Source organism: Nocardia sp. JCM 38205 (assembly GCF_058222935.1).
In genome coordinates this window covers 111,475-131,599 of sequence record NZ_JBYHFL010000005.1, presented here as the reverse complement: position 1 = coordinate 131,599, position 20,125 = coordinate 111,475, and the positions used below count along the sequence as shown (strand labels likewise).

Annotated in this window: 24 protein-coding genes and 1 pseudogene; 15 read left to right on the top strand and 10 right to left on the bottom strand. The window is 68.4% G+C overall.

All coding sequences use genetic code 11. The features are described from left to right. The first annotated feature begins 17 nt into the window (after positions 1-17). The 4 genes from lgt to AC4HOU_RS19470 all read left to right on the top strand — a co-directional run bounded on the left by lgt (position 18) and on the right by AC4HOU_RS19470 (position 4,491). Positions 18-1,133, top strand: coding sequence for a prolipoprotein diacylglyceryl transferase (lgt, locus tag AC4HOU_RS19485; protein WP_490725066.1), 1,116 nt, complete (start codon positions 18-20; stop codon positions 1,131-1,133). Positions 1,134-1,410: 277 nt separating this feature from the next. Continuing rightward, positions 1,411-2,028, top strand: coding sequence for a hypothetical protein (locus AC4HOU_RS19480; protein WP_490724887.1), 618 nt, complete (start codon positions 1,411-1,413; stop codon positions 2,026-2,028). A gap of 134 nt (positions 2,029-2,162) precedes the next feature. Next, positions 2,163-3,581 (top strand): pyruvate kinase, encoded by a 1,419-nt coding sequence (gene pyk, locus AC4HOU_RS19475; protein WP_175585991.1) that lies wholly within the window; start codon positions 2,163-2,165, stop codon positions 3,579-3,581. Position 3,582: 1 nt separating this feature from the next. Further along, positions 3,583-4,491, top strand: coding sequence for an acyl-CoA thioesterase (locus tag AC4HOU_RS19470; RefSeq protein WP_375139421.1), 909 nt, complete (start codon positions 3,583-3,585; stop codon positions 4,489-4,491). Between the two features lie 40 nt (positions 4,492-4,531). Here the strand turns inward: AC4HOU_RS19470 and AC4HOU_RS19465 are convergent, their stop codons facing one another. From AC4HOU_RS19465 to AC4HOU_RS19455, 3 genes are all read right to left on the bottom strand, one after another. Next, positions 4,532-4,939: a hypothetical protein gene (locus tag AC4HOU_RS19465; RefSeq protein WP_163816261.1), complete on the bottom strand. Its 408-nt coding sequence runs from the start codon at positions 4,937-4,939 to the stop codon at positions 4,532-4,534. Positions 4,940-5,035: 96 nt separating this feature from the next. Continuing rightward, positions 5,036-5,662: an arsenate reductase/protein-tyrosine-phosphatase family protein gene (locus AC4HOU_RS19460; RefSeq protein ID WP_163816263.1), complete on the bottom strand. Its 627-nt coding sequence runs from the start codon at positions 5,660-5,662 to the stop codon at positions 5,036-5,038. Between the two features lie 169 nt (positions 5,663-5,831). Then, on the bottom strand, positions 5,832-6,347 hold the full coding sequence (locus AC4HOU_RS19455) for a monooxygenase family protein (protein ID WP_163816265.1): 516 nt from the start codon (positions 6,345-6,347) through the stop codon (positions 5,832-5,834). A 191-nt stretch (positions 6,348-6,538) separates the two neighbouring features. Here AC4HOU_RS19455 and AC4HOU_RS19450 point away from each other — a divergent pair, with 191 nt between their 5' ends. Beyond that, positions 6,539-7,504: a patatin-like phospholipase family protein gene (locus tag AC4HOU_RS19450; protein ID WP_195021005.1), complete on the top strand. Its 966-nt coding sequence runs from the start codon at positions 6,539-6,541 to the stop codon at positions 7,502-7,504. After that, positions 7,501-8,346, top strand: a complete 846-nt coding sequence (locus AC4HOU_RS19445; RefSeq protein WP_194992632.1) for an SDR family oxidoreductase — start codon at positions 7,501-7,503, stop codon at positions 8,344-8,346. The genes AC4HOU_RS19450 and AC4HOU_RS19445 overlap by 4 nt, the downstream gene beginning before the upstream one ends. A gap of 31 nt (positions 8,347-8,377) precedes the next feature. Here the strand turns inward: AC4HOU_RS19445 and AC4HOU_RS19440 are convergent, their stop codons facing one another. Then, positions 8,378-9,724 carry a flavin monoamine oxidase family protein gene (locus AC4HOU_RS19440; RefSeq protein WP_195021004.1) on the bottom strand — a complete coding sequence of 449 codons (1,347 nt, stop codon included), beginning with the start codon at positions 9,722-9,724 and terminating at the stop codon, positions 8,378-8,380. 64 nt (positions 9,725-9,788) lie between these two features. Here AC4HOU_RS19440 and AC4HOU_RS19435 point away from each other — a divergent pair, with 64 nt between their 5' ends. The 5 genes and pseudogenes from AC4HOU_RS19435 to AC4HOU_RS19415 all read left to right on the top strand — a co-directional run bounded on the left by AC4HOU_RS19435 (position 9,789) and on the right by AC4HOU_RS19415 (position 12,637). Beyond that, on the top strand, positions 9,789-10,391 hold the full coding sequence (locus AC4HOU_RS19435; protein WP_490724886.1) for a TetR/AcrR family transcriptional regulator: 603 nt from the start codon (positions 9,789-9,791) through the stop codon (positions 10,389-10,391). A gap of 159 nt (positions 10,392-10,550) precedes the next feature. After that, positions 10,551-10,811, top strand: a pseudogene (locus tag AC4HOU_RS19430) (NAD-binding protein); the annotation flags it as partial. A 203-nt stretch (positions 10,812-11,014) separates the two neighbouring features. Next, complete coding sequence (locus AC4HOU_RS19425; RefSeq protein ID WP_490724885.1) at positions 11,015-11,695, top strand: FAD-dependent monooxygenase; 681 nt, start codon at positions 11,015-11,017, stop codon at positions 11,693-11,695. 79 nt (positions 11,696-11,774) lie between these two features. Further along, entirely contained in the window at positions 11,775-12,266 is a 492-nt protein-coding gene (locus tag AC4HOU_RS19420) for a TetR/AcrR family transcriptional regulator (protein WP_490724884.1), read from the top strand. Continuing rightward, entirely contained in the window at positions 12,263-12,637 is a 375-nt protein-coding gene (locus AC4HOU_RS19415) for a hypothetical protein (protein WP_175585992.1), read from the top strand. Before AC4HOU_RS19420 ends, AC4HOU_RS19415 begins: the two co-directional genes overlap by 4 nt. Before the next feature lie 201 nt (positions 12,638-12,838). Here AC4HOU_RS19415 and AC4HOU_RS19410 read toward each other — a convergent pair whose 3' ends face one another. The 3 genes from AC4HOU_RS19410 to sigJ form a co-directional block, all read right to left on the bottom strand. Beyond that, positions 12,839-13,672, bottom strand: coding sequence for an NAD(P)/FAD-dependent oxidoreductase (locus AC4HOU_RS19410; protein ID WP_490725065.1), 834 nt, complete (start codon positions 13,670-13,672; stop codon positions 12,839-12,841). A gap of 67 nt (positions 13,673-13,739) precedes the next feature. After that, positions 13,740-14,903 (bottom strand): NAD(P)/FAD-dependent oxidoreductase, encoded by a 1,164-nt coding sequence (locus AC4HOU_RS19405; protein ID WP_490724883.1) that lies wholly within the window; start codon positions 14,901-14,903, stop codon positions 13,740-13,742. Between the two features lie 85 nt (positions 14,904-14,988). After that, positions 14,989-15,933, bottom strand: coding sequence for an RNA polymerase sigma factor SigJ (sigJ, locus tag AC4HOU_RS19400; protein ID WP_490724882.1), 945 nt, complete (start codon positions 15,931-15,933; stop codon positions 14,989-14,991). 51 nt (positions 15,934-15,984) lie between these two features. Between sigJ and AC4HOU_RS19395 the strand changes: the two genes are divergently transcribed. Both AC4HOU_RS19395 and AC4HOU_RS19390 read left to right on the top strand, forming a co-directional pair. After that, on the top strand, positions 15,985-16,356 hold the full coding sequence (locus tag AC4HOU_RS19395) for a hypothetical protein (RefSeq protein WP_280211741.1): 372 nt from the start codon (positions 15,985-15,987) through the stop codon (positions 16,354-16,356). Continuing rightward, positions 16,353-16,568, top strand: coding sequence for a hypothetical protein (locus AC4HOU_RS19390; protein WP_163816282.1), 216 nt, complete (start codon positions 16,353-16,355; stop codon positions 16,566-16,568). Before AC4HOU_RS19395 ends, AC4HOU_RS19390 begins: the two co-directional genes overlap by 4 nt. A gap of 223 nt (positions 16,569-16,791) precedes the next feature. Here the strand turns inward: AC4HOU_RS19390 and AC4HOU_RS19385 are convergent, their stop codons facing one another. From AC4HOU_RS19385 to AC4HOU_RS19375, 3 genes are read right to left on the bottom strand one after another with little or no spacing between them, the layout of a single operon-like run. After that, on the bottom strand, positions 16,792-17,202 hold the full coding sequence (locus AC4HOU_RS19385) for an arsenate reductase ArsC (RefSeq protein WP_490724881.1): 411 nt from the start codon (positions 17,200-17,202) through the stop codon (positions 16,792-16,794). 41 nt (positions 17,203-17,243) lie between these two features. Then, positions 17,244-18,350: an ACR3 family arsenite efflux transporter gene (arsB, locus tag AC4HOU_RS19380; RefSeq protein WP_195007306.1), complete on the bottom strand. Its 1,107-nt coding sequence runs from the start codon at positions 18,348-18,350 to the stop codon at positions 17,244-17,246. After that, positions 18,347-18,712, bottom strand: a complete 366-nt coding sequence (locus AC4HOU_RS19375) for an ArsR/SmtB family transcription factor (RefSeq protein ID WP_163816288.1) — start codon at positions 18,710-18,712, stop codon at positions 18,347-18,349. Before AC4HOU_RS19375 ends, arsB begins: the two co-directional genes overlap by 4 nt. Before the next feature lie 24 nt (positions 18,713-18,736). Between AC4HOU_RS19375 and AC4HOU_RS19370 the strand changes: the two genes are divergently transcribed. Both AC4HOU_RS19370 and AC4HOU_RS19365 read left to right on the top strand, forming a co-directional pair. After that, positions 18,737-19,015, top strand: coding sequence for a hypothetical protein (locus tag AC4HOU_RS19370; protein WP_490724880.1), 279 nt, complete (start codon positions 18,737-18,739; stop codon positions 19,013-19,015). 114 nt (positions 19,016-19,129) lie between these two features. Beyond that, positions 19,130-19,465 carry a YnfA family protein gene (locus tag AC4HOU_RS19365; RefSeq protein ID WP_163816290.1) on the top strand — a complete coding sequence of 112 codons (336 nt, stop codon included), beginning with the start codon at positions 19,130-19,132 and terminating at the stop codon, positions 19,463-19,465. The last annotated feature ends 660 nt before the right edge of the window (positions 19,466-20,125 follow it).

The window sequence follows — 20,125 nt, the reverse complement described above, 5'->3', positions numbered from 1 at the left end:
CGCCGGGTGACGGTGTCCTGAGCGCCGCCACCGCCGACGTGCTCGCCTATCTCCCCAGCCCGCCGCAGGGCGTGTGGCAGGTCGGGCCCTTCCCGCTGCGGGCCTACGCGCTGTGCATCATCGCCGGCATCATCGTCGCCATCTGGTGGGGTGAGCGGCGCTGGCGCGAGCGCGGCGGACAGCAGGGCGCGGTGCTGGACGTGGCGATGTTCGCGGTTCCGTTCGGTCTCATCGGCGGCAGGCTCTACCACGTCGCCACCGACTGGCAGAAGTACTTCGGCGCCGACGGCAACCCGATGGACGCGCTGAAGATCTATCAGGGCGGCCTCGGCATCTGGGGCGCGGTCTTCCTCGGCGGTGTCGGCGCCTGGATCGGCTGCCGCGTCTACAAGATCCCGCTGCCGGCCCTCGGTGACGCCATCGCTCCGCCGATCCTGCTGGCGCAGGCCATCGGCCGCCTCGGCAACTACTTCAACCAGGAACTCTACGGTCGCGAGACCGAGGTGCCCTGGGGCCTCGAGATCTACCAGCGCTTCGACGACCAGGGCCGCCTCGACATGATGAACGGCGTCTCCACCGGCGTGGTGGAGAAGGTCGTGCACCCGACGTTCCTGTACGAATTGCTGTGGAACGTGCTGGTGGTGCTGCTGCTGGTGTACGTCGACAAACGTTTCCGCATCGGCCACGGCCGCCTGTTCGCGCTCTACGTCGCCGGCTACAGCTTCGGCCGGTTCTTCGTCGAACTCATGCGCGACGACGAGGCCACCCATATCGCGGGCATCCGCATCAACTCCTTCACCTCGGCCCTGGTCTTCCTCGCTGCCATCGCTTACTTCGTCTTCGCGACGAAGGGCCGCGAGACGCCGGCACAACTGCAGCCCGGCGCCGAACCGCGCCCGTGGCCGTGGCAGATCGGCGCCCTGCGCCGTGCCCCTGCGGCCGAGGATGCGGGAGCCGACGAGAGCGACAAGGAAACGAAGTCGCCGGAGGGCGGCTCTTCCGGTGCCGACGCGGACGAGTCGGAAGCGCCGGCCGACGCCGCGACCCGGACAGCCGAGTCCGACGCCGGCGCCGAGACGAGCACCGATGGCGACGCCGAGCCGACGCAGTCCACGGTGCAGAAGGGCGGTTAGTCCGCGCGAAGGGTCCTTTCGCCCACCTTTGATCGACATTGTCGGGCGTTGTCGCTCAGAGGCCGGCGACAGTCATGTCCGGCGGCCCGGGCTCACCGCCGATCCTTCGCGGCCGGCGGAGGACAGCGCTGGGAGCCCATGATCGGGTTCGAGCGACAACCGCGCTCCGTCCCGACAGAATGGGGGCGGTGGGGTCCGGCGCGGGCCCGCATGGTTGGGCGAAGAGATTGAGCTGACCGGGGGGCGGCGCGAGCGCCCGGGAGACAGGAGGACGCGAGTGGCCGACAATGATCCGAACGCGCCGGGAACCGGTGGCCCGCGGTACGGCCCGCCCGGCACCGGGCCGAGTCTGCGCAAGGCCACCGATCCACCACCATCACATCCGGGCGATCAGGCCTACCCCGCCGACGGCGGTCCCGCCCGGCCGGTGACCGGCGCACAGCGACCCGCCGGGCCGCAACACACCGCAGTTTTCCCACCCATGGTGGGTGTGATGTATCCGTCGATGCCGCCGGGCACGGCCGGTCCGATGCCGTTCGGCGTGCCGGGCGGGTTCGTGATGTCCATCGGCGATATCGGCGTCTCCGAGGATTCGGTGACCACTCCGGCGGGCACGATGCCGTTGCGCGGTGCGGTCTGGACGATCACCGATATGTCGCAGACCTCGGAGAAGATTCCCACCTACGCGGTGGTGCTGGCGATCCTGCTGTTCCCGGCGTGCTTCCTCGGCCTGCTGTTTCTGCTGGTCAAGGAGAAGACCACGGTCGGCTACGTCCAGGTGACGGTCACCAGCGAGGGCCGCTACCACTCCACGATGATCCCGGCGCAGAATCAGCAGACCTTCCCGATGCTGCTGCATCAGGTGAACTACGCGCGTTCACTCAGCGCCCGGTGAGCCGGCCCGGCCCGGCGATTCCGTGCACCCACCCGGCGGCCCCGCACTGCCACGCGGCGCCTCGGCAACTGTCACGCGGCGACTCGGCGCATCCACGACGCGACCCACACCGCGGTCGGGACTAGGCTCTACTCGTGATGCGACGGACGAAGATTGTGTGCACCCTCGGACCGGCCACTGCCACCGAGGACCGTATTCGAGAACTCGTCGAGAGCGGTATGGACGTGGCGCGGCTGAACTTCAGCCACGGTGAGCACTCCGACCATGCCGACAACTACAAGAAGGTGCGGCAGGCCGCCGACCACGTCGGCCGCGCCGTCGGCATTCTCGCCGATCTACAGGGCCCCAAGATCCGCCTCGGCCGCTTCATCGAAGGCCGGACGGTGTGGGCGACGGGCGAAGAGGTGCGCATCACCGTCGAGGACTGTGACGGCACCCACGACCGCGTCTCCACCACCTACAAAGAACTCGCCGCCGACGCCAAGCCCGGCGACCGCCTGCTCGTCGACGATGGCAAGGTCGGCCTGACGGTCACCGCCGTCGACGGTAACGACGTCGTGTGCCGGGTCACCGAGGGCGGCCCGGTCAGCAACAACAAGGGCGTGTCGCTGCCCGGCATGGACGTGTCGGTGCCCGCCCTGTCCGACAAGGACATCGAAGACCTGGAATTCGCCCTGAAACTGGGCGTCGACTTCATCGCGCTGTCATTCGTGCGTTCGCCGTCGGATGTCGAGCTGGTGCACGACGTGATGGATCGCGTCGGCCGGCGGGTGCCGGTGATCGGCAAACTGGAAAAGCCCGAGGCGATCGACAACCTCGAGGCCGTCGTGCTCGCCTTCGACGCGGTCATGGTCGCGCGCGGTGACCTCGGTGTGGAGCTGCCGCTCGAGCAGGTGCCGATCGTGCAGAAGCGCGCCATCCAAATGGCAAGGGAGAACGCCAAACCCGTCATCGTGGCGACCCAGATGCTGGAGTCGATGATCGAGAACTCCCGGCCCACCCGGGCCGAGGCCTCCGATGTCGCCAACGCGGTGCTCGACGGCGCCGACGCGGTGATGCTGTCCGGTGAGACCTCGGTCGGCGCCTACCCGATCGAGACGGTGCGCACCATGGCGCGCATCGTGCACGCGGTGGAGACCGAATCCACCCGGGTGCCGCCGCTGACGCATGTGCCGCGCACCAAGCGCGGCGTCATCTCCTACGCCGCCCGCGATATCGGTGAGCGGCTCAACGCCAAGGCGCTGGTGGCCTTCACCCAGTCCGGCGATACGGTGCGCAGGCTGGCCCGCCTGCACACCCCGCTGCCGCTGCTCGCGTTCACCCCGCTGCCGGAGGTGCGCAGCCAGCTGGCCTTGACGTGGGGCACCGAAACGTTCATCGTGCCTACGGTGGACAGCACCGACGCCATGATCAAACAGGTCGATCAGGCGCTGCTGAGCATGAACCGGTACCAGAAGGGCGACCTGGTCGTCATCGTGGCCGGCTCCCCGCCCGGTACCGTCGGTTCCACCAACCTGATCCACGTGCACCGTATCGGTGAGGAGGACCATTAGAGTGAGCGTTTCGCTTGACGACTCCGTCGGCGTCGATGTGACGCGGGCGCAGCGTACCGATCTGGACGTACTGCTGGATCTGCTGGATCTGGAACAGGTCGACGAGGACGTGTTCGTCGGTCAGCACCCGGAGAAGGTGTGGAGCCGCACGTTCGGCGGGCAGCTGGTGTCGCAGGCGATCATGGCCGCGGGCCGGACGGTCGGCGACCGTCCGGTGCACGCTGTCAACGCGCATTTCGTGCGCGGCGGCGATGTGAAGAAGCCGATCGAATACCGGGTGGACCGCCACCGCGACGGTCGCTCGTTCGCCAACCGGACCGTCACCGCCAGCCAGGACGGGCAGGAACTGTTCGTCATGCTCGCCGCCTTCCAGGACTGGGGCAAGGGCCTCGAGCATGCCCACGAGCAGCCGAAGGTCCCGGATCCGGAGACGTTGCCGCGGGTGGAGGAGAGCTTCGAAGGCTTGGAGGACAAGCTGGAGATGTTCGTCAACGCCCCGCATCCGATCGATATGCGCTACACCAACGATCCGGCCTGGATCCTCAAGGGCACCGGTGAGCGGCTCAACCACAACCGGGTCTGGATGCGCGCCGACGGCATCCTGCCCGACGATCCGCTGATCCACGTCGCGACCCTCGGCTACTCCTCCGACACCACGGTGCTCGATTCGATCATCACCACCCATGGTCTGTCCTGGGGCCTGGATCGCATCGTCGCGGCGACGGTGAACCATTCCATCTGGTTCCACCGCCCGTTCCGCTTCGACGACTGGGCGCTCTACGCGACCGAATCCCCGGTGGCGGCGGGCTCGCGCGGCCTGGCCACCGGCCGCTTCTACTCCCGCAGCGGCGAACTGCTCGCGACCACGGTGCAGGAAGGGCTGATCCGCCACTTCCCGGCCCGCCGCTGATCGTGCCGGCAGGCGCCCGGGTGCCGGGCGCCTGCGCGGCTCAGATCCGTTCGATGGTGGGGTAGAGGTCGACGTCGGTGCGCTGGTGGGCGCGGATCGTCAGCGGGGTATCGGCGGTGGTGACGCTGTCGAGGCCGGCGCGCAGACGGTTCTGGAGCGCCACCATGTCGGCATCGGTCAATTCGGTGGGATCGCCCACCAGGCTCAGTGCGATTTCGTAGGTGCCGTGCCCTTCCGGCGCGGCACCGGAATGGGCTGTGCGCCAGCTGTTTTCGAATTCCCGATGCAAGGGATCGTCGGGCGCGGCGGGCAGGGTGAACCGCCAGGCGAACACATCGCGGTCTTGTAGGTGGTCGTCGAGGGCCGTTCGCACGGCATCGACGATGCGTTCGAGGTTTTCCGGTGTCACATAAACATGGAGCGAAACATCCGAAATGCGTTTCGGCATGTCTGATTCCTGTCGTGTGTGCGGAGGGCGCCACCGGGTCTAAACGTCGACGGCGGAGGTCTTTTCGCGGGAGTGTAGTCCGTAACCGCGCGGGCGTCAGGCATACCAGCCCGTGCGCTGAGCGGCCAGAAACGTTGCCAGCGGAGCGGGGCCGTGCGCCGGTTGCAGAACAAGCCCCGGATGCTCGGCATCTTCGGGCTGCGGTGCGCCGGTGTCGAGGGCCAGCAGCAGCGGCAGCAGGGCTTCGGCGATGCGGTCGCCGACGGCGCAGTAGGCGGGTTCGGACAGGCCGACCGGGTCGGCGATATTCTCCCGGCCGACCAGCGACAGATCATTGCGGGCCCGGTGCAATTCGGCGACGGTGCGCGCGCCGGTGACCTTGGCGATGCGGTGCGCCTCGAGCAGGGTGAAGGTGCGCGCCGCGGCCCCGAAAGCCATGGCGGCGGCCTGATCTCGGATCTGTTCGGTCATGGCCAGCACCAGATCCGCGCGGTCGATGTGCTCGGGTTTGAGTTTGCGGGCCCGGAAGTTGTCCGGGTCGGCGCCCAGGCCCGCGATGGTCTGCGCGGCCAGCGGCTCGACCGGGAAACCGACCAGCGCGCGGGTTCCGGCGCTTTCCGCGGTGAGCCCGGTGAGGCCGTGTTCGATCGCGATGGCGCGGGCGAGCCGTTCGGCGATGACCGAACGGCACACATTGCCATTGCAGACGAACAGGACGTGCATGCGGATACGGTAAATCGCCCGATTACCGACCAGAAGTACGAAAAGTGCAAAATCACACTCGCTCGGCCACATATTCATCTGCGCTTAGCGTCCCGTACACAATCGCCGCGCGATGTCCATTCGAGTTCGGGTGTGTCGCGAGTATTGCGCGATGCCGGCGAATCCGTTCCTATCCTACGGAATCGCCCGGATAGTAATCGGTTTCGGTCACCACCGGTGGATATGCCGCGGGTTCGCCGTGTACGCGGCCGCGGGTGGAGAACATGCGGCCGCGGCTGGCCCGGACCGGGGCGAATCGGCTGAGTCCGGTGGTGGTGCTCATGTCGTCGTACATGGCGTCGATGCCGCCGCGCAGGAAGTAGGCCTCGTGCCAGAAGCCGGTGCCGCCGGAATCCCGCAGGAATTGCTGCCACCAGTCGCGGTGCGGCGCCGATCGGGTCCATCGCTCCAGGCTGTCGAGATCACGCCAGTACTGGCGCGCACCCCAGTGCGGCGGGAACAGTGACCAGATGACGTCTTCGTGGGACAGCAGCCCGTCGGGCCGATCCCGATGAGATCGATACAGCTTCGGGCCCACCCCGAGCAGCCGCAGCATTCCGCGCGGCCTGCGTACCCGCATCCCCAGGTAGATCACCACGAGGTCCGGATACCCCGACAGATCCACCGTCGCCCTGTTCACCCGCATGCGTAACCTCCACGACGTCGTAGTGGCATACGCAGCGGAGCCGGTCGTGGTTCGAACCGCCGGGTGTGCGCTCGGATGGCCGGCATCGGCGGAATCGTCGTGTGCTCGTTGCCCGGCCCCTCGAAATGACATACCGTTCCGTTCATGACGCACGGTTCCGTTCACGACATTTCATTCCGCGGCGGCGGTCGATGACCCGCCGCGGACTCGCACTCGGGTGCGGCGGGACACTGGGATTCGCCTGGTCGGCGGCCGCACTGGCGGCCGTCGAACGAGCCATGGACTGGGATGCGCGCGAGGCCGTCGCTATCGTCGGTGCCTCGGCCGGCGCCGAAATGGGGGCGATCCTCGGCGCGGGGATCAGCGTCCGCGAGATCAACGACGCCCTGGACGGCCGCGCCACCGATGCCCGGCTGCGCGAGCACCTCGCCTACCACCCGGGAATGCTGCCGCCGCTGCCGGCTCCCCGCTGGCCCGGCTTCGGCATGACAGCCCGGCTCGTCACCGGGGACGCGCCACCACTGGTGGCCGCGGCGGGCCTGCTGCCCCGTGGCCGCGGCGACGCCTCGTGGCTGCGCACGCTCGGCGCCGCCCTGAGCAACGACGCGGGCTGGGTGGACCATCCGGCGCTGTGGATCGGCACCACCGACGTACGCACCGGCGAGCGCGTCACCCTCGGCGCACCGGGCGCACCGTCGGCGTCACTCGGCGAGGCGATCGCCGCCTCGTGGGCCATCCCCGGATGGTTTCCACCGGTCCGGATCGGCGGCCGCGACCTGATCGACGGCGGCGCGTGCTCCACCGCGTCCGCGGATCTGCTGCTCGACGCCGACGTCGACGAGGTCGTCGTGATCGCCCCGATGACCTCACACGGCGGCGCACCCGCCCGCGGTTTGTCGCGGTTGGAACGGCTCATGCGGCATGCGATGACCCAGCGGCTGAACCGGGAGGTCGAACTCCTCCGCCGCGCCGGTGTCGCCGTCGTCCGCGTCGAGCCCGGCCACGCCGAACTCGATGTCATGGGCCCCAACTTCATGGATGTCCGCAGGCGCACGGCGACCCTGGCGGCCGCACGCGCCGCCGTCCCGGCCACCATGCACCGCCCTCGCCGAACGGCGCGGAACCGCCGCGTGAGCAGTCAGGAGATCGCAAGATGAGCCGCTATCCCACGATCGACCTCGCGGGCGCTCTCGTCCTCATCACCGGCGGCGCCCGCGGCATCGGGCTGGCGACCGCGCAGGCGTTCCTGGCCCGGCGCGCACGGGTGGCGATCGGTGATATCGACGCCGGCCTCGCTCAGGAGGCGGCCGCGCAGCTCGGTGCCGGCGTGAGCGCGCACCACCTCGACGTCACCGACCCGGATTCGTTCGCCGAGTTCGTCACCGCCGCCGAGCGGACACACGACCGGCCCGTCGACGTCCTGGTGAACAACGCCGGGATCATGCCGAACGGGGCCTTCCTGGAGGGGACCGAGCGGATCGACCGGAGGATGATGGACGTCAACGTCCACGGCGTCATCACCGGCATGCGCCTGGTGCTCCCCGCCATGGTGGAGCGCGGCCGGGGCCACGTCGTCAACGTCGCGTCGCTGGCCGGAAAATTTCCGCTCAAGGGCCTTGCGGTCTACAACGCCAGTAAGTTCGCCGCGGTCGGCCTGACCGCCGCGGTGCGACTGGAAATGGCCGATACCGGCGTCAGTGTGACGGCAGTGCTACCCAGCGCGGTGCGTACCGAGTTGAGCTCGGGCATCGACCTCGGCGTACTGCCCGCCGTCGACCCCGAGGACATCGCCGCCGCGATCGTCGGGTCCGTGAAAACCCGCGCGGCGGAAATCGCCGTCCCCTCCTACGTCGGCTTCGCGACGAAAACCGTCCCCTTCATCCCCGAGCGTGTCTTCCTGACCGCCCGCAAGCTGTTCCACGACGACGCGGCCATCAACGGCGTCGACGACGACGTCCGGCGGCGCTACCTCGACCGGATCGACCGCCAGGCCGAGTAGGGGCGCCAGACCGTCCAGGAAGGACAGAGCATCACCGAGGATCGATCTCGCGCGCCACACGGTGACCGGATTCGGCGGCGCCGTCGATGTAACCCGCCCAGCGGGTGGCTGTTTCGGTGCCCGCCCAGTGCAGTGGGCCGATCGCGGGTCGCAGGGCGTGCCCGAAGCGGGTGAGGGTGCCGGGCGCGGTGAACGCGCCGTAGCAGCCGCGGCTGTATTCCTCTTCGGCCCAATCCTTTTCGATATAGTCGATCGGTGTGCGGGCCCGCGGGCCGAAGTAGCCGACCAGGTCGTCGACGACGAGCGCGCGACGGTCGGCAGGATCCAATCGTGAGCCCGCGTCGGCGTGGCGGCCCTCCAGGAAACCGACGATCACCCCGGGTGATCCGTCCGGCGGGGTGTTGTCGAACACCGTCCCGAGTGGCCGCCGGTCGCTGACGGCCTGGCCGCTCAATCCGTCAGCGCGCCAGAACGGTTCGTCGTAGACGACGTTGACTTTGATGACGCGGCCCATCGGCATCCGCTGGACGAGCTGGTCGCGGTCGCCCGGCAGGGCGGGGGAGAAGCGGATGCGCGCGGCCAGTGGCGGCGGCACCGCGATCACCGCGCGCCGCGCTCGCACCACGGCACCGCCGGCCCGGACCCGCACACCGGCCTCGTCCCAGTCGATCTCGGTCACCGGACTGTTCAGCACTACCCGGTCGCCCAGCCGGCCGGCCAGCGTCAGCGCGATCATCTGGGTCCCACCGACCACCCGATCCTGCTGGGCGCCGCCTGCGACGCCGATCATCGCATCGACCCCGCCGCCCGCGCCGAGATAGAAGCTCGCCCACAGTGCCGACATGTCCGCCGGTTCGGTGGCGAACACCGCCTCGGTGATCACCCGGAAGAATGCCCGGCCTGTCGCGGTGTGGGTGGCGCGGCGCAACCAGGTGTCGAAGGTCTGCGCATCCAGCGCCTCGGCTCGTCGCGCCCGCCAGGGTTCGATGCGCGACACCTGGCGCCCGATGCGGTCCAGCCGCCACTGTGTCTGCGCGATGTCGGCCAGGGCCAGGGGGTTCAGCGCGGGAATCCGGCCGGTGTATTCGGAGCGGACCGTGTCCAGTTCGGCGATGTGGCGGCCGGCGGTGTGCGTCGGATGCGTCTGCAAGCCCAGTTCGGTGATCAATGCCATCGCCGCATGCTGCGTCGGGCCGACCCACTGGCCGCCGACTTCGATGGGCGCGCCACCGGGCAACTCGGCGTTGAGCAGCCGCCCGCCCACCCGGTCCCGCGCCTCCAGTACCAGCACCTCGTGGCCCGCGCGCACCAGATCGCGGGCGGCGACGAGGCCGGCGATGCCCGCACCGATGACGACGACATCCACTGACTTGTCCATCTCGATCCTCCAGAATCATGCACCGCGTATCTGACATACAGCGTGTATGTGGTAAACGTACTGTATGGCGTCGCTGCGTGACAAGCACATCGAGGACACTCGCCGGGCACTACTCGATACCGCCGCGCGATTGTTCGCGGTGCGGGAATACACCGATCTGTCCGCCGAGGAGCTCGTGCGTACCGCCGGATTGACCCGGGGTGCGCTGTATCACCACTTCGACGGCAAGAAGGGGTTGTTCGAGGCAGTCGTCGATGAACTGGAAGTCCGTGCAGCGCAACGCATCAGAGCTGCCATCGACTCCGCGACGGACCCGGCCGAACGTGTCGATCGCGGTCTGGAGGCATTCCTCGACGTCTGTGTGGAACCCGATTACCGCCATATCGTGCTGCTGCAAGCTCCGATCGCACTGGGCTGGCGGCGCTGGCGGGAAGTGGACCGGCGTCACCTGAACAACCTGGTGCTCGAGGGCGCGCGCACCCTGCTCGACGCCGGCGTGATCCAGCCGCACCCGCCGGAATTGGTGGCGAGCGCGCTGTACGGCGCGCTGACCGAGATGTCACTGACCATCGCCGAATCCGACGACGTCGAGAAGGGCCGCGCCGAAGCCGCCGCCGTGGCACGCGCTCTGTTGAGTGGCCTCGCCGCCGGGCAGTCACGGGGATGATGCTGCTCGGACTCGGTGGGGTCCGAACGCATCGCGCTCATGCGCGTCGATATCGAGGCTCGGTCGACATGAGCCGGCTCGGGCGGCTGCGCTGTGTGCCGCGCCTGCGGAAATGACGGCGTCCGTCATCGGTGCCGTCATCACCGATGAATTCCTCGCGTGTCCGCCGTCGGTACCTCTGGATGCACCGATTGCGGTGTGTCGGAACCAATCGATCCGGACGATGATCCGGCGGGGCAGGTGGGAGGCGCGGTGAGCGGTGTCAGAGTGTTGGTGGCGGGGGCGAGCATAGCGGGGCCGGCGCTGGCCCACTGGCTGCACCGTCGTGGTGCCGCGGTGACCGTGGTGGAACGAGCCGCCGAACTGCGCCCCGGTGGCCAGGCCGTGGACGCGCGTGGTGTGACCAAGGACGTCATCCGGCGGATGGGGCTGGACTCCGCGGTTCGCGCGGCCTGCACCCAGACCGTCGGCGCACACACCGTGGACGCGGACGGGAACGTGCTGGAGACCTTCCGCGTGGACGACGACGGCGGCGACGGCTTCATCGCGGAGATCGAGATCCTGCGCGGTGACTTGTCGCAGGTGCTCTACGAGGACAGCAGTTCGTCCGCCACCTCGGCCATGTGCTGGCCTTCTTCAGCGTCCCCAATGAGTTCGGGCTCGATACCTGGCTGCTCGAGTATCAGGAGGCCGGGCGCTCGGCCGGGCTGCGGCCGATCCGGGACGCCACCCGGGCGATGGCGATGTTCTCCTTTCCCGCGGCCGACGTCGACGTCGATTACCGCGATATCGATGCGCAGAAGCGGCTGCTGCGTGAGCGGATGAACGGCTTCGGCTGGTTGACCCCGCGCATCCTCGCGCACCTGGACGATGCCCCGGACTTCTATCTCGACCAGGTCGCCCAAGTGGTCATGGATCGCTGGTCACGTGGGCGGGTGGGGCTGCTCGGCGACGCCGCGTTCAGTTCCTCGCCGATGTCGGGCCAGGGCACCGGGCTGGCGCTGGTCGGCGCCTACGTGCTGGCCGGCGAGTTGGCTGCTGCCGGATGGGATCCGGAGATCGGTTTCGCCCGCTACGAGGCGCGGATGCGCTCGTTCGTCGAGGCCAATCAGGAGATCGCCCGATTGAACGCTCGCAGCCGCGACGTCACCGGGACCGATGGTGAGCCGGGCCCCGATTTCACCGGGGAGTGGTTCGCCGAGTTGGTCGAGCGCGCCATCAATGGAGTCGAGCTACCTGATTACGTGGGGCTGCCGGATTCCGGAGTCCCGGCCGTTGCTGCCACCGCGCCGGCCGAGCCGTAACTCACCGGTCAGCGGCGGCCCACGCGGTTGAGGAACGATCGTTCTTGACCGATCGTTCCTCAACTGGCATGCTGTGGTCATGGGAAGGCCGCGGGGTTTCGACGAGGATGAGGTGATCGCCGCGGCGGCGAGGTTGTTCGCCGAGCGGGCCTATGACGGTGTGTCGGTGGACGATCTGGTGAACCGGCTCGGCGTCCATCGCAACAGCCTGTACAAGGTGTTCGGAAGCAAGCGAGGCCTGTATCTGGCCGCGCTGCGGTGGTACGTCGAGCACCGGCTGCGTCCAGTGCTCGCACGGGTCGGCGACGAGCCGAACCTGCGCGAAACTTTGCCGGCGGCAGCCGATCTGGACTTTCTGTTGCTGGCGGCGGTCGAGCGTGCACCGGTCGATCCGGACGTCGCTCGCGAGATCGCCGCCGCCCTGGATGCGCTCGACGCGGCTGTGTCGGACGGTGCCACCCCCACCGGTGACACCGCCGCGCTGTCGGCGACGGTCCTCGGTCTGCGCCTGCGGGCCAGGGCGAGCGGAAGCCTCCTATCCCATCCGTCCGAGCGTGATCGAGAGGAATGACGTTGGCCAAGGTAGCGATTCGCGAGAGAACTCTGGTCGTCGAGATGGAGGGCCTGAGCAAACTCTGGGCCCTGAAGAGCCGCCTGGAGATTCCGCTGGCCAACGTCCGCGGCGCGACCGTCGACCCCGGAGTGGTGAAGGAGTCCAAGGGCATTCGCGCCCCCGGCACCTACCTGCCCGGCGTCATCACCGCCGGAACCTTCTACACCGGGGGTGAGCGGGTGTTCTGGGACGTCCGCGACGCGAGCCGCGCCGTCGTCATCGAACTGCGCGACGAACGCTACGCCCGCCTGATCATCCAGGTCGACGACCCCCGCGCCACCGTCGACCTCATCGACCAGGCGATCCCGCCGAGCCGCCCCGACCGCTGACCCCGCCCGGGTCAGCGCGGCACGAACCCCACGGCCGCGCTCCGCCCGGGAAGCGGATATCCCCGCGGGCGGTTGTGACGAGTGCACCGGCGTCATGGCCTGAACCGGTGCACTCTCGATCACCGATTTGCCCGGGCAGATCGCTGACCTGCTGTAGCGGTACCCGCCATCGCGGTCACCACACCCCGTCACGGACACGCCTCACGTCGTGATCCGGCCGTGTCTCGAGGCGGACGTGCGATCGACCGCGATACGCGATACTTGCGCCTCACGGCGTCTTGCGAGTCGCGCGGCCGCCCTTCGACAGCTGCACCGGCAGTTTGACGTGGCGGCTGAGCTTGGCGGCGAGCGGCGGGGTGCTGCTGACCTGCTCCTTGTAGGCCTCACCGGCTTGCCGCGCAGCAGCTGGTCGATGACCGAAGCGGTGTAATCGGCGGTGACAACCCCGCTTTGGCACGTGCCGTGCAACTGCCCCCACGCTTGACGGACCAGCGCGGCGTCACCGATGGCGTGAATGTCGGGGTGCGATATCGAGCGCAGGGTCGCATCGGTGACGATCAGCCCGCGCGCGTCGGTCGCGATTCCGGCCCGCGCGGCGAGCGGAGCCACCTTTACTCCGGTGGTCCACAGGATGAGGTCCGAGGCAATGGTGTCGCCGTTGTCGAGGTGCACCGCATCGGGAAGCACCTTGGTGACCTTCGTTCCGACGGTGCGCACCACACCCAGCTCGTCCAGGACGCGATTCATGTAGCGGCGAGCCTTGTCGCCCATCATCGCCCCGGGCTCGGTGGCGCTGATCAGGTTGACGGTCACCCCAGGGTGCGCTTCGGCGATTTCGGCGGCGGCCTCGATCCCGGTGAGGCCGCCGCCGCAAACGGTGACCGTGCCGGCGGCGGCCGCGGTCTCCGCCAGCCGCTTCGAGAAGTCGCGGGCCAGGCGGGGGTCGTCGAGCGTCCAGGCGTGCTCGGCCGCGCCGGGGACGATGCCGGTGTCGGTGGTGCTGCCGAGGGCGTAGACGAGCGTGTCGTAGTGCAGGGTGGCCCCGCTGTCGAGGGTGACGGTCCGCGCGGCGGTGTCGATAGCGGTAGCGGCGGCCTGGCTATTACGCCATGGCGGTGACGCGGCGGCGGCGCGACGGCATCATGGAGGTCGGGTGTGAGGTGCTCCAGACAGCGCTCTTGCAGATGAACTCCTTGAGTCGCGCGGCCGATCGGCCGGTCACCGCGGAGGATTTGGGCCGGTCGTCCGGGGTGACCCACTGCACGATGCCGTCACGCCTGCCGAGGCTGATGCACTGGGCGGAGTAACTGATCTCGTTGCGCGGCACCGCGCGGCCCGCCAAGCGGGCAGCGATGACGTCGGCGGCGTACTGAGCCGACGGGACTCCCGACGCGCAGGACATGCGCAGCGGCACACCGTTCTTACCGGATGCGAGCGCGGCGTCCCCGACGGCGTAGACATCCGGGTGCGATATCGACCGCATCGTGTCGTCGACAACGATCTGCCTGCTGCCGGACACCTCGAGGGTCGAGGCCGCGGCGATCGGGTGCGCGGCGAATCCGGCTGTCCAGACCGTGAGCTGCGATCGGATCGTTCGCCCGTCGACGGCGACCACGCCGTCACGCTCGACCCGCGTGATGTCGGTGTGCTCGTGCACGGTGATAACGAGTCCGGCGAACGCCGTGTGCAGGTGTTGCCGTGCCTTCTCGCTCAGCCACTCGCCGAGGCGGCCACGCACAGCGATGGCGACCTCGAGATCCGGTCGGGCGTCGGCGATTTCGGAGGCGGCTTCGATGCCGGTGAGCCCGCCACCGGCGATCAGCACGGTCGCTCCCGCGTCGAGGCCTGCCAGCCGATCGCGCACCCGCAGCGCCGATTGCTTACCGGCGATATCGAGCGCGTATTCGGCTACTCCGGGCACGCCGCCGTGTGCTACGGCGCTGCCGAGGGCGTAGACGAGGGTGTCGTAGGTCATGGCGCGATCGCCGTCGGCATCGGCGAGGGTGACGGTCTTGCGGTCGGCGTCGACCGCTTGGACCCGCGCCACCAGCACGCGCACACCGGTACCGGCGAACACATCGGTCAGCGAACGGCGGCGAAGCCGCTGACCGGTCGCGACCTGATGCATGCGGATCCGCTCGACGAACTCGGAGTCGGCGTTGACGAGGGTGATGTCGACGTCGGCGGGGTGCAGCCGCCGGGCGAGGCGGCCGGCGGCGTTGGCTCCGGCGTAGCCGGCGCCGAGGACGACGATGCGGTGCTTCATGGTCTTGCTCCTGTCTGGCGGTGGTGTTCGGTACCTGAACCGGACAGCAGCGCGAAATCTGACAGGAAGCAGACTGTGAGCTACATCACCAACCCTGGGTGAGGGGTTCGGCGTGCCCAGCTGCCGCCCAATGCCGGGTCGCGCGTTCGAGCTTGGTGGGATTGCCCTGGGTGTGGACGGCAGCGATACCGTCGGTCGTCAGCTCCAGGCTGATGATGCCGACGATGCGCTCGCCGACGGTGATCACCAGCGCGGGCATGCCGTTGGCCATCCCGGCGAAGATGTCGGCGCGGCCTCCGATCATGGCCCATTTGCCCTCGCTGGGTTCGAAGAGACGGCGCAAGAACCGCGCCACCCGCAGCGCACCGGTCACCGGCTCCGGCAGCGAGAAGACGATGCCGCCACCATCGCCGATGCTGATCGCGTCGTCGGCGAGCATCCGCACCAGCGCGTCGATATCGCCGCTGAGCGAAGCGGTGAGAAACTCCTCGACAACCTTCCGCGCGGCGATCTCGTCGACCTCCCGGCGCGTCTTGCCGTTGGCCAGGTGCTGTTTGGCACGCCGGTAGATCTGTGTGCAGTTGGCCTCGGTGATCTCCAGGATCTCGGCGATCTCGCTGTGCGGGTAACCGAATGCCTCACGCAGCACGTAGACGACGCGCTCTCTGGCCGAGAGCTTTTCCATGAGCGTGAGCATGGCGATCGACACCGATTCGCGCTGCTCGACCGTATCGGCCGGACCCGCCATCCGGTCGCCTGCCAAGACCGGCTCGGGCAGCCACTGGCCGACATAGGCTTCACGGCGCGCCCGCGCCGAGGTGAGCTGGTTGAGACAGACGTTGGTGAGCACCTTGGTCAGCCACGCCTGTGGTGTTTCCACCGCGTCATGATCGGCGGCGTGCCAGCGCACGAACGTGTCCTGCACCGCGTCCTCGGCGTCGCCGGCCGACCCGAGTAGCCGGTACGCGATCGCCTCCAAGCGAGGCCGGAAATCCTCGAATACGGCTACTTCCCGCACGCCAACTGCCATGGATCGACGATAACCGCAGCGGCGTTCCCGGCATCGGATTCGGTTCTCCCGGTGGAATCCAGCGGGGGCGTATCGGCCCGCAATGGCATCCGGCCGGGCTACCATCCGGCTGGTGATCAAAGCGGCGGCCCTGACGGCAGGCCACTGCCCTCGATCCACGCCAACAAGTCGCTCGAACCGTTGACGATGTGGTTTCTGCGCGGGCCGCTGGGCAGGCGCATGCTCGCCGGCCGGACCCGACGCAATATCGCGACCCAGCTGAACAGCGGTGTCACCACGCTGCGCAGCGTCGGCGACGTGGCCTACGAGGTGGTGGCCGAACGCGACGCGATCGAGCGGGGCGAACGCATCGGTTCAAGGTATCGGCCACCGCCGGCGTCACCGATGCGGTGCGGGTCGGTTACGCCGGGAAGCCCGAAATGACCGAAGCCCAGATCGCGGCCGTGTGCGAAGAAGCCCACGGCGCGGGGATGACCCAGGAAATGATCGAGCTCTACACCGATAACCCGCGCTCGCTGCGCGGTTTCTCCGCGGTGATCCCGACCCTGCTCGCGGGTGTGCCGCTGGTGAAGCTGGACCGCTCGGTCACCAAGATCGACGATGTGGTGCACGCCGATGCCGAAGGTGTCGAGTAGTTGGTGGAGTAGGGGTGTCGCCGTTTCGGCGAGACCGAGCTTGCTGGCCGTACCTGTCTCGTTCCCGACGGATGTCGCCACCGTTGCTGCGGACTCGGTCCAAGTCGGGACTGAATGTGATCAGCGCCGGGTCGACATCGGGATCGCAGGTTCCGGGTATGTGCAGAACGGTGCCGGTTCGGATACCTCGATGGTGCGCAGAGAGGTCGAGCTGCCTCGGCAGTCAGGCGCGGGCGGGCAGCAGTTCGACGATGAGTGCCTCCACGCGTGACTTGATCTCGTCGCGGATCGGGCGCACCGATTCCACGCCCTTGCCTGCCGGGTCTTCGAGAACCCAGTCGCGGTAACTTGTGCCGGGAAACACCGGGCAGGTGTCGCCGCAGCCCATGGTGATGACGACATCGGAGGCTTCGACGGCGTCGTGGGTCAGGATCTTCGGTGTCTGCGCGGAGATGTCGATTTCGAGTTCGGCCATCGCCTCGACCGCGGCGGGATTGATCGAATCGGCCGGGGCGCTGCCGGCCGAGCGGACCTCGATGTCGTCTCCCGCCAGCGCGGTGAGGAATCCGGCGGCCATCTGGGAGCGGCCTGCATTGTGCACGCAGACGAACAGGACGCTGGGCTTTTTCGCCATGGGGGAGTGTGCCTTTCGGGTCAGCGAGGGGGTTCGGTTTGTCAGGGTGCGGCTGGCGGGTGCGCCGCAATCGACGTGGGCCTGCCGGCCGAGCGGAACCGTGTGCGCAATGCCAGCGACACATACACGAGCCCGACCAGGACGGGGACCTCGATGAGCGGTCCGACGACGCCGGCGAGCGCTTGGCCGGAGGCGGCGCCGTAGGTGGCGATGGCGACCGCGATGGCGAGTTCGAAGTTGTTGCCCGCGGCGGTGAAAGCGAGGGTGGTGGTGCGTTCGTAACCGAGGCCCATGACGGCGCCGAGGAGGTAGCCGCCGCCCCACATGATCGCGAAGTAGGCCAGCAGCGGGACGGCGATGCGAACCACGTCCAACGGGCGGGAGGTGATCTGCTCGCCCTGGAGCGCGAACAAGATGACGATCGTGAACAGCAGCCCGTACAGTGCCCACGGACCGATGCGGGGGATCAGGGTGGATTCGTACCAGTCGCGGCCCTTGGCCTTCTCGCCGAAATGGCGGGTGAGGAATCCGGCCAGCAGCGGGATGCCGAGGAAGATCAGCACGGATTTCGCGATCTGCCATGGCGACGCGTCGATGGTGGCCTGTTCGAGGCCGAGCCAGCCGGGCAGGATCGACAGATAGAACCAGCCGAGCCCGGCGAACATGATCACCTGGAAGATCGAGTTCAGCGCGACGAGGACCGCGGCGGCCTCCCGGTCACCGCAGGCGAGGTCGTTCCAGATGATGACCATAGCGATACAGCGGGCAAGCCCGACGATGATCAACCCGGTCCGGTATTCCGGCAGATCCGGCAGCAGCAGCCAGGCCAGCGCGAACATCAGCGCCGGACCGAGCACCCAGTTCAGGATCAGGGATCCGAGCAGCAGTTTGCGATCTCCGGTGACGGTGTCGAGCCGGTCGTAGCGGACCTTCGCCAGCACCGGGTACATCATGATCAGCAGCCCGAGCGCGATCGGCAGCGAGATCCCGTCGATCTCCACTGCGCTCAGCGCATCGCCGAGGCCGGGAATCATCCGGCCGAGCAACAGCCCGGCGACCATGGCCGCGCCGATCCACAGGGGTAGGAAGCGGTCGAGGGTGGACAGCTTGCCGACCACCGGGGTCGGTGTCTCGGTGGTGACGCTCACGCGCGTACCTCCGCGGCGCCGCTTTCCACGAGCAGCACATCCGACAGTCGCTGCAAGGCTTGCGGAACCACGCGGTAATACACCCAGGACGCCCGGCGTTCGCTGGTGATCAGACCGGCCTCACGCAGCACCTTCAGGTGATGCGAGATCGTCGGCTGGCTCAGATCGATCCCTTCGGACAGGTCGCACACGCAGGCCTCACCGTCGCGCCGGGAGGCGATCGTGCTCAGCAGCCGCAGCCGCATCGGGTCCGACAGCGCCTTGAACACCACCGCCAACTCGGCAGCGGTCTCGGCATCCACTGGTTCACGCACAATCGGCGCGCACACGCAGTCCGCCGCGAGCAACCCTGGTTTAGACATGCATCGATATTGACAGTTATCGAAATGGTCGGCAAGCGAACTTCCGGTGAACGGTTGCGCGGATCGCAGGACCGGACTGTGCGGGCGGTTGACCGCCCGATCCGGATCGCCGAGTTCGACCGGTTCTTCGCCGCCGATGTGCGCGCCGGTCACCGGCCGGGCCCGGAGCTGACCGCTGTGCGTGACACCCTGCGTGCGGCGCTGGCGGCCGGCTGCGATGACCTGCTCGCATGCAGCGAAAGCCCTGATTGCCCGGTGCCGTTCACAGACCGGAGGGAAGGGCCCCGCGGTCGTGCCGAGTAGGGAACAACGTCCTACCTCCGTCGGCAAGGGCCTCTCGTCCGGGCATGGGGCGGCAGTGTCGATGACTATCCGGCACGTCCATGGCGCTCGGCCCGCCGCCTAGGCTGACCGGCTGTGACTGTTGCGCGTTCGGTGCTGTTGTTCGTCTTGGCGGCTGTCGCTGAAATCGGCGGAGCCTGGTTGGTCTGGCAGGGCGTGCGCGAGCACCGCGGCTGGGCCTGGATCGGTGCGGGCGTCATCGCGCTTGGCGTCTACGGTTTCGTCGCCACGTTGCAGCCCGATGCGAATTTCGGACGCATCCTCGCCGCCTACGGAGGGGTATTCGTCGCCGGATCGCTGGCTTGGGGTATGGCCTTCGACGGCTTCCGCCCCGACCGCTGGGACATGATCGGTGCCGGCATCTGCCTGATCGGGGTCGCGGTCATCATGTACGCACCACGCCCGGCCTGACTCGGCCCGTCGCTTCTGCGGTCGACACAGGTTGTCCTACTGGCGTCTTTCGGCATCCGGGCGGAATCGGGCAGCCCACCGTCTTCCCCGACGACATCACCGTCGGGCGTATGACCGAGAGCGATTGGGAAGCCGTGCGCGAGATCCACACTGACGGCATCGCCACGGGCGATACCGGCTTCCACACCGAATCTCCCAGCGGCGCACCCGTCGCCAAGGCGTGGCTACCCGTCCACCGATGGATCGCCGAAATCGACGGCACCATCGCCGGATTCGCGGCCGCAGCCCCGATCTCGACGCATACCGCGGCTTGGCCGAGACGATCGTCTACGTCGCTGATGGCCAACGGGGGCGAGGTGTGGGAACGCCTTCGCCGGCGACCATCCGGAGGCATCGCAGCGGTATGGGTGAACGCTCGGCACCATCCTCGCCCGCGCCCGAGCATCGCTGAATGCCGCGGCGACGGCGATCGACTACATCGCATGGCCGACGCAACGACTGATTTCGTCAGTATCCGGGTAACTCACCGGGTGCGCCCAGAACTCGCGGGAGCCCAGGTTCGCCGTGGTGGGGCCCTCACTGCCGGGAAGGGCCACTAAGAGGGGGTCCGGGGGCGGAGCCCGCCGGGCGGGGTCTGGGGGTTGCACCCCCGGAGAACAC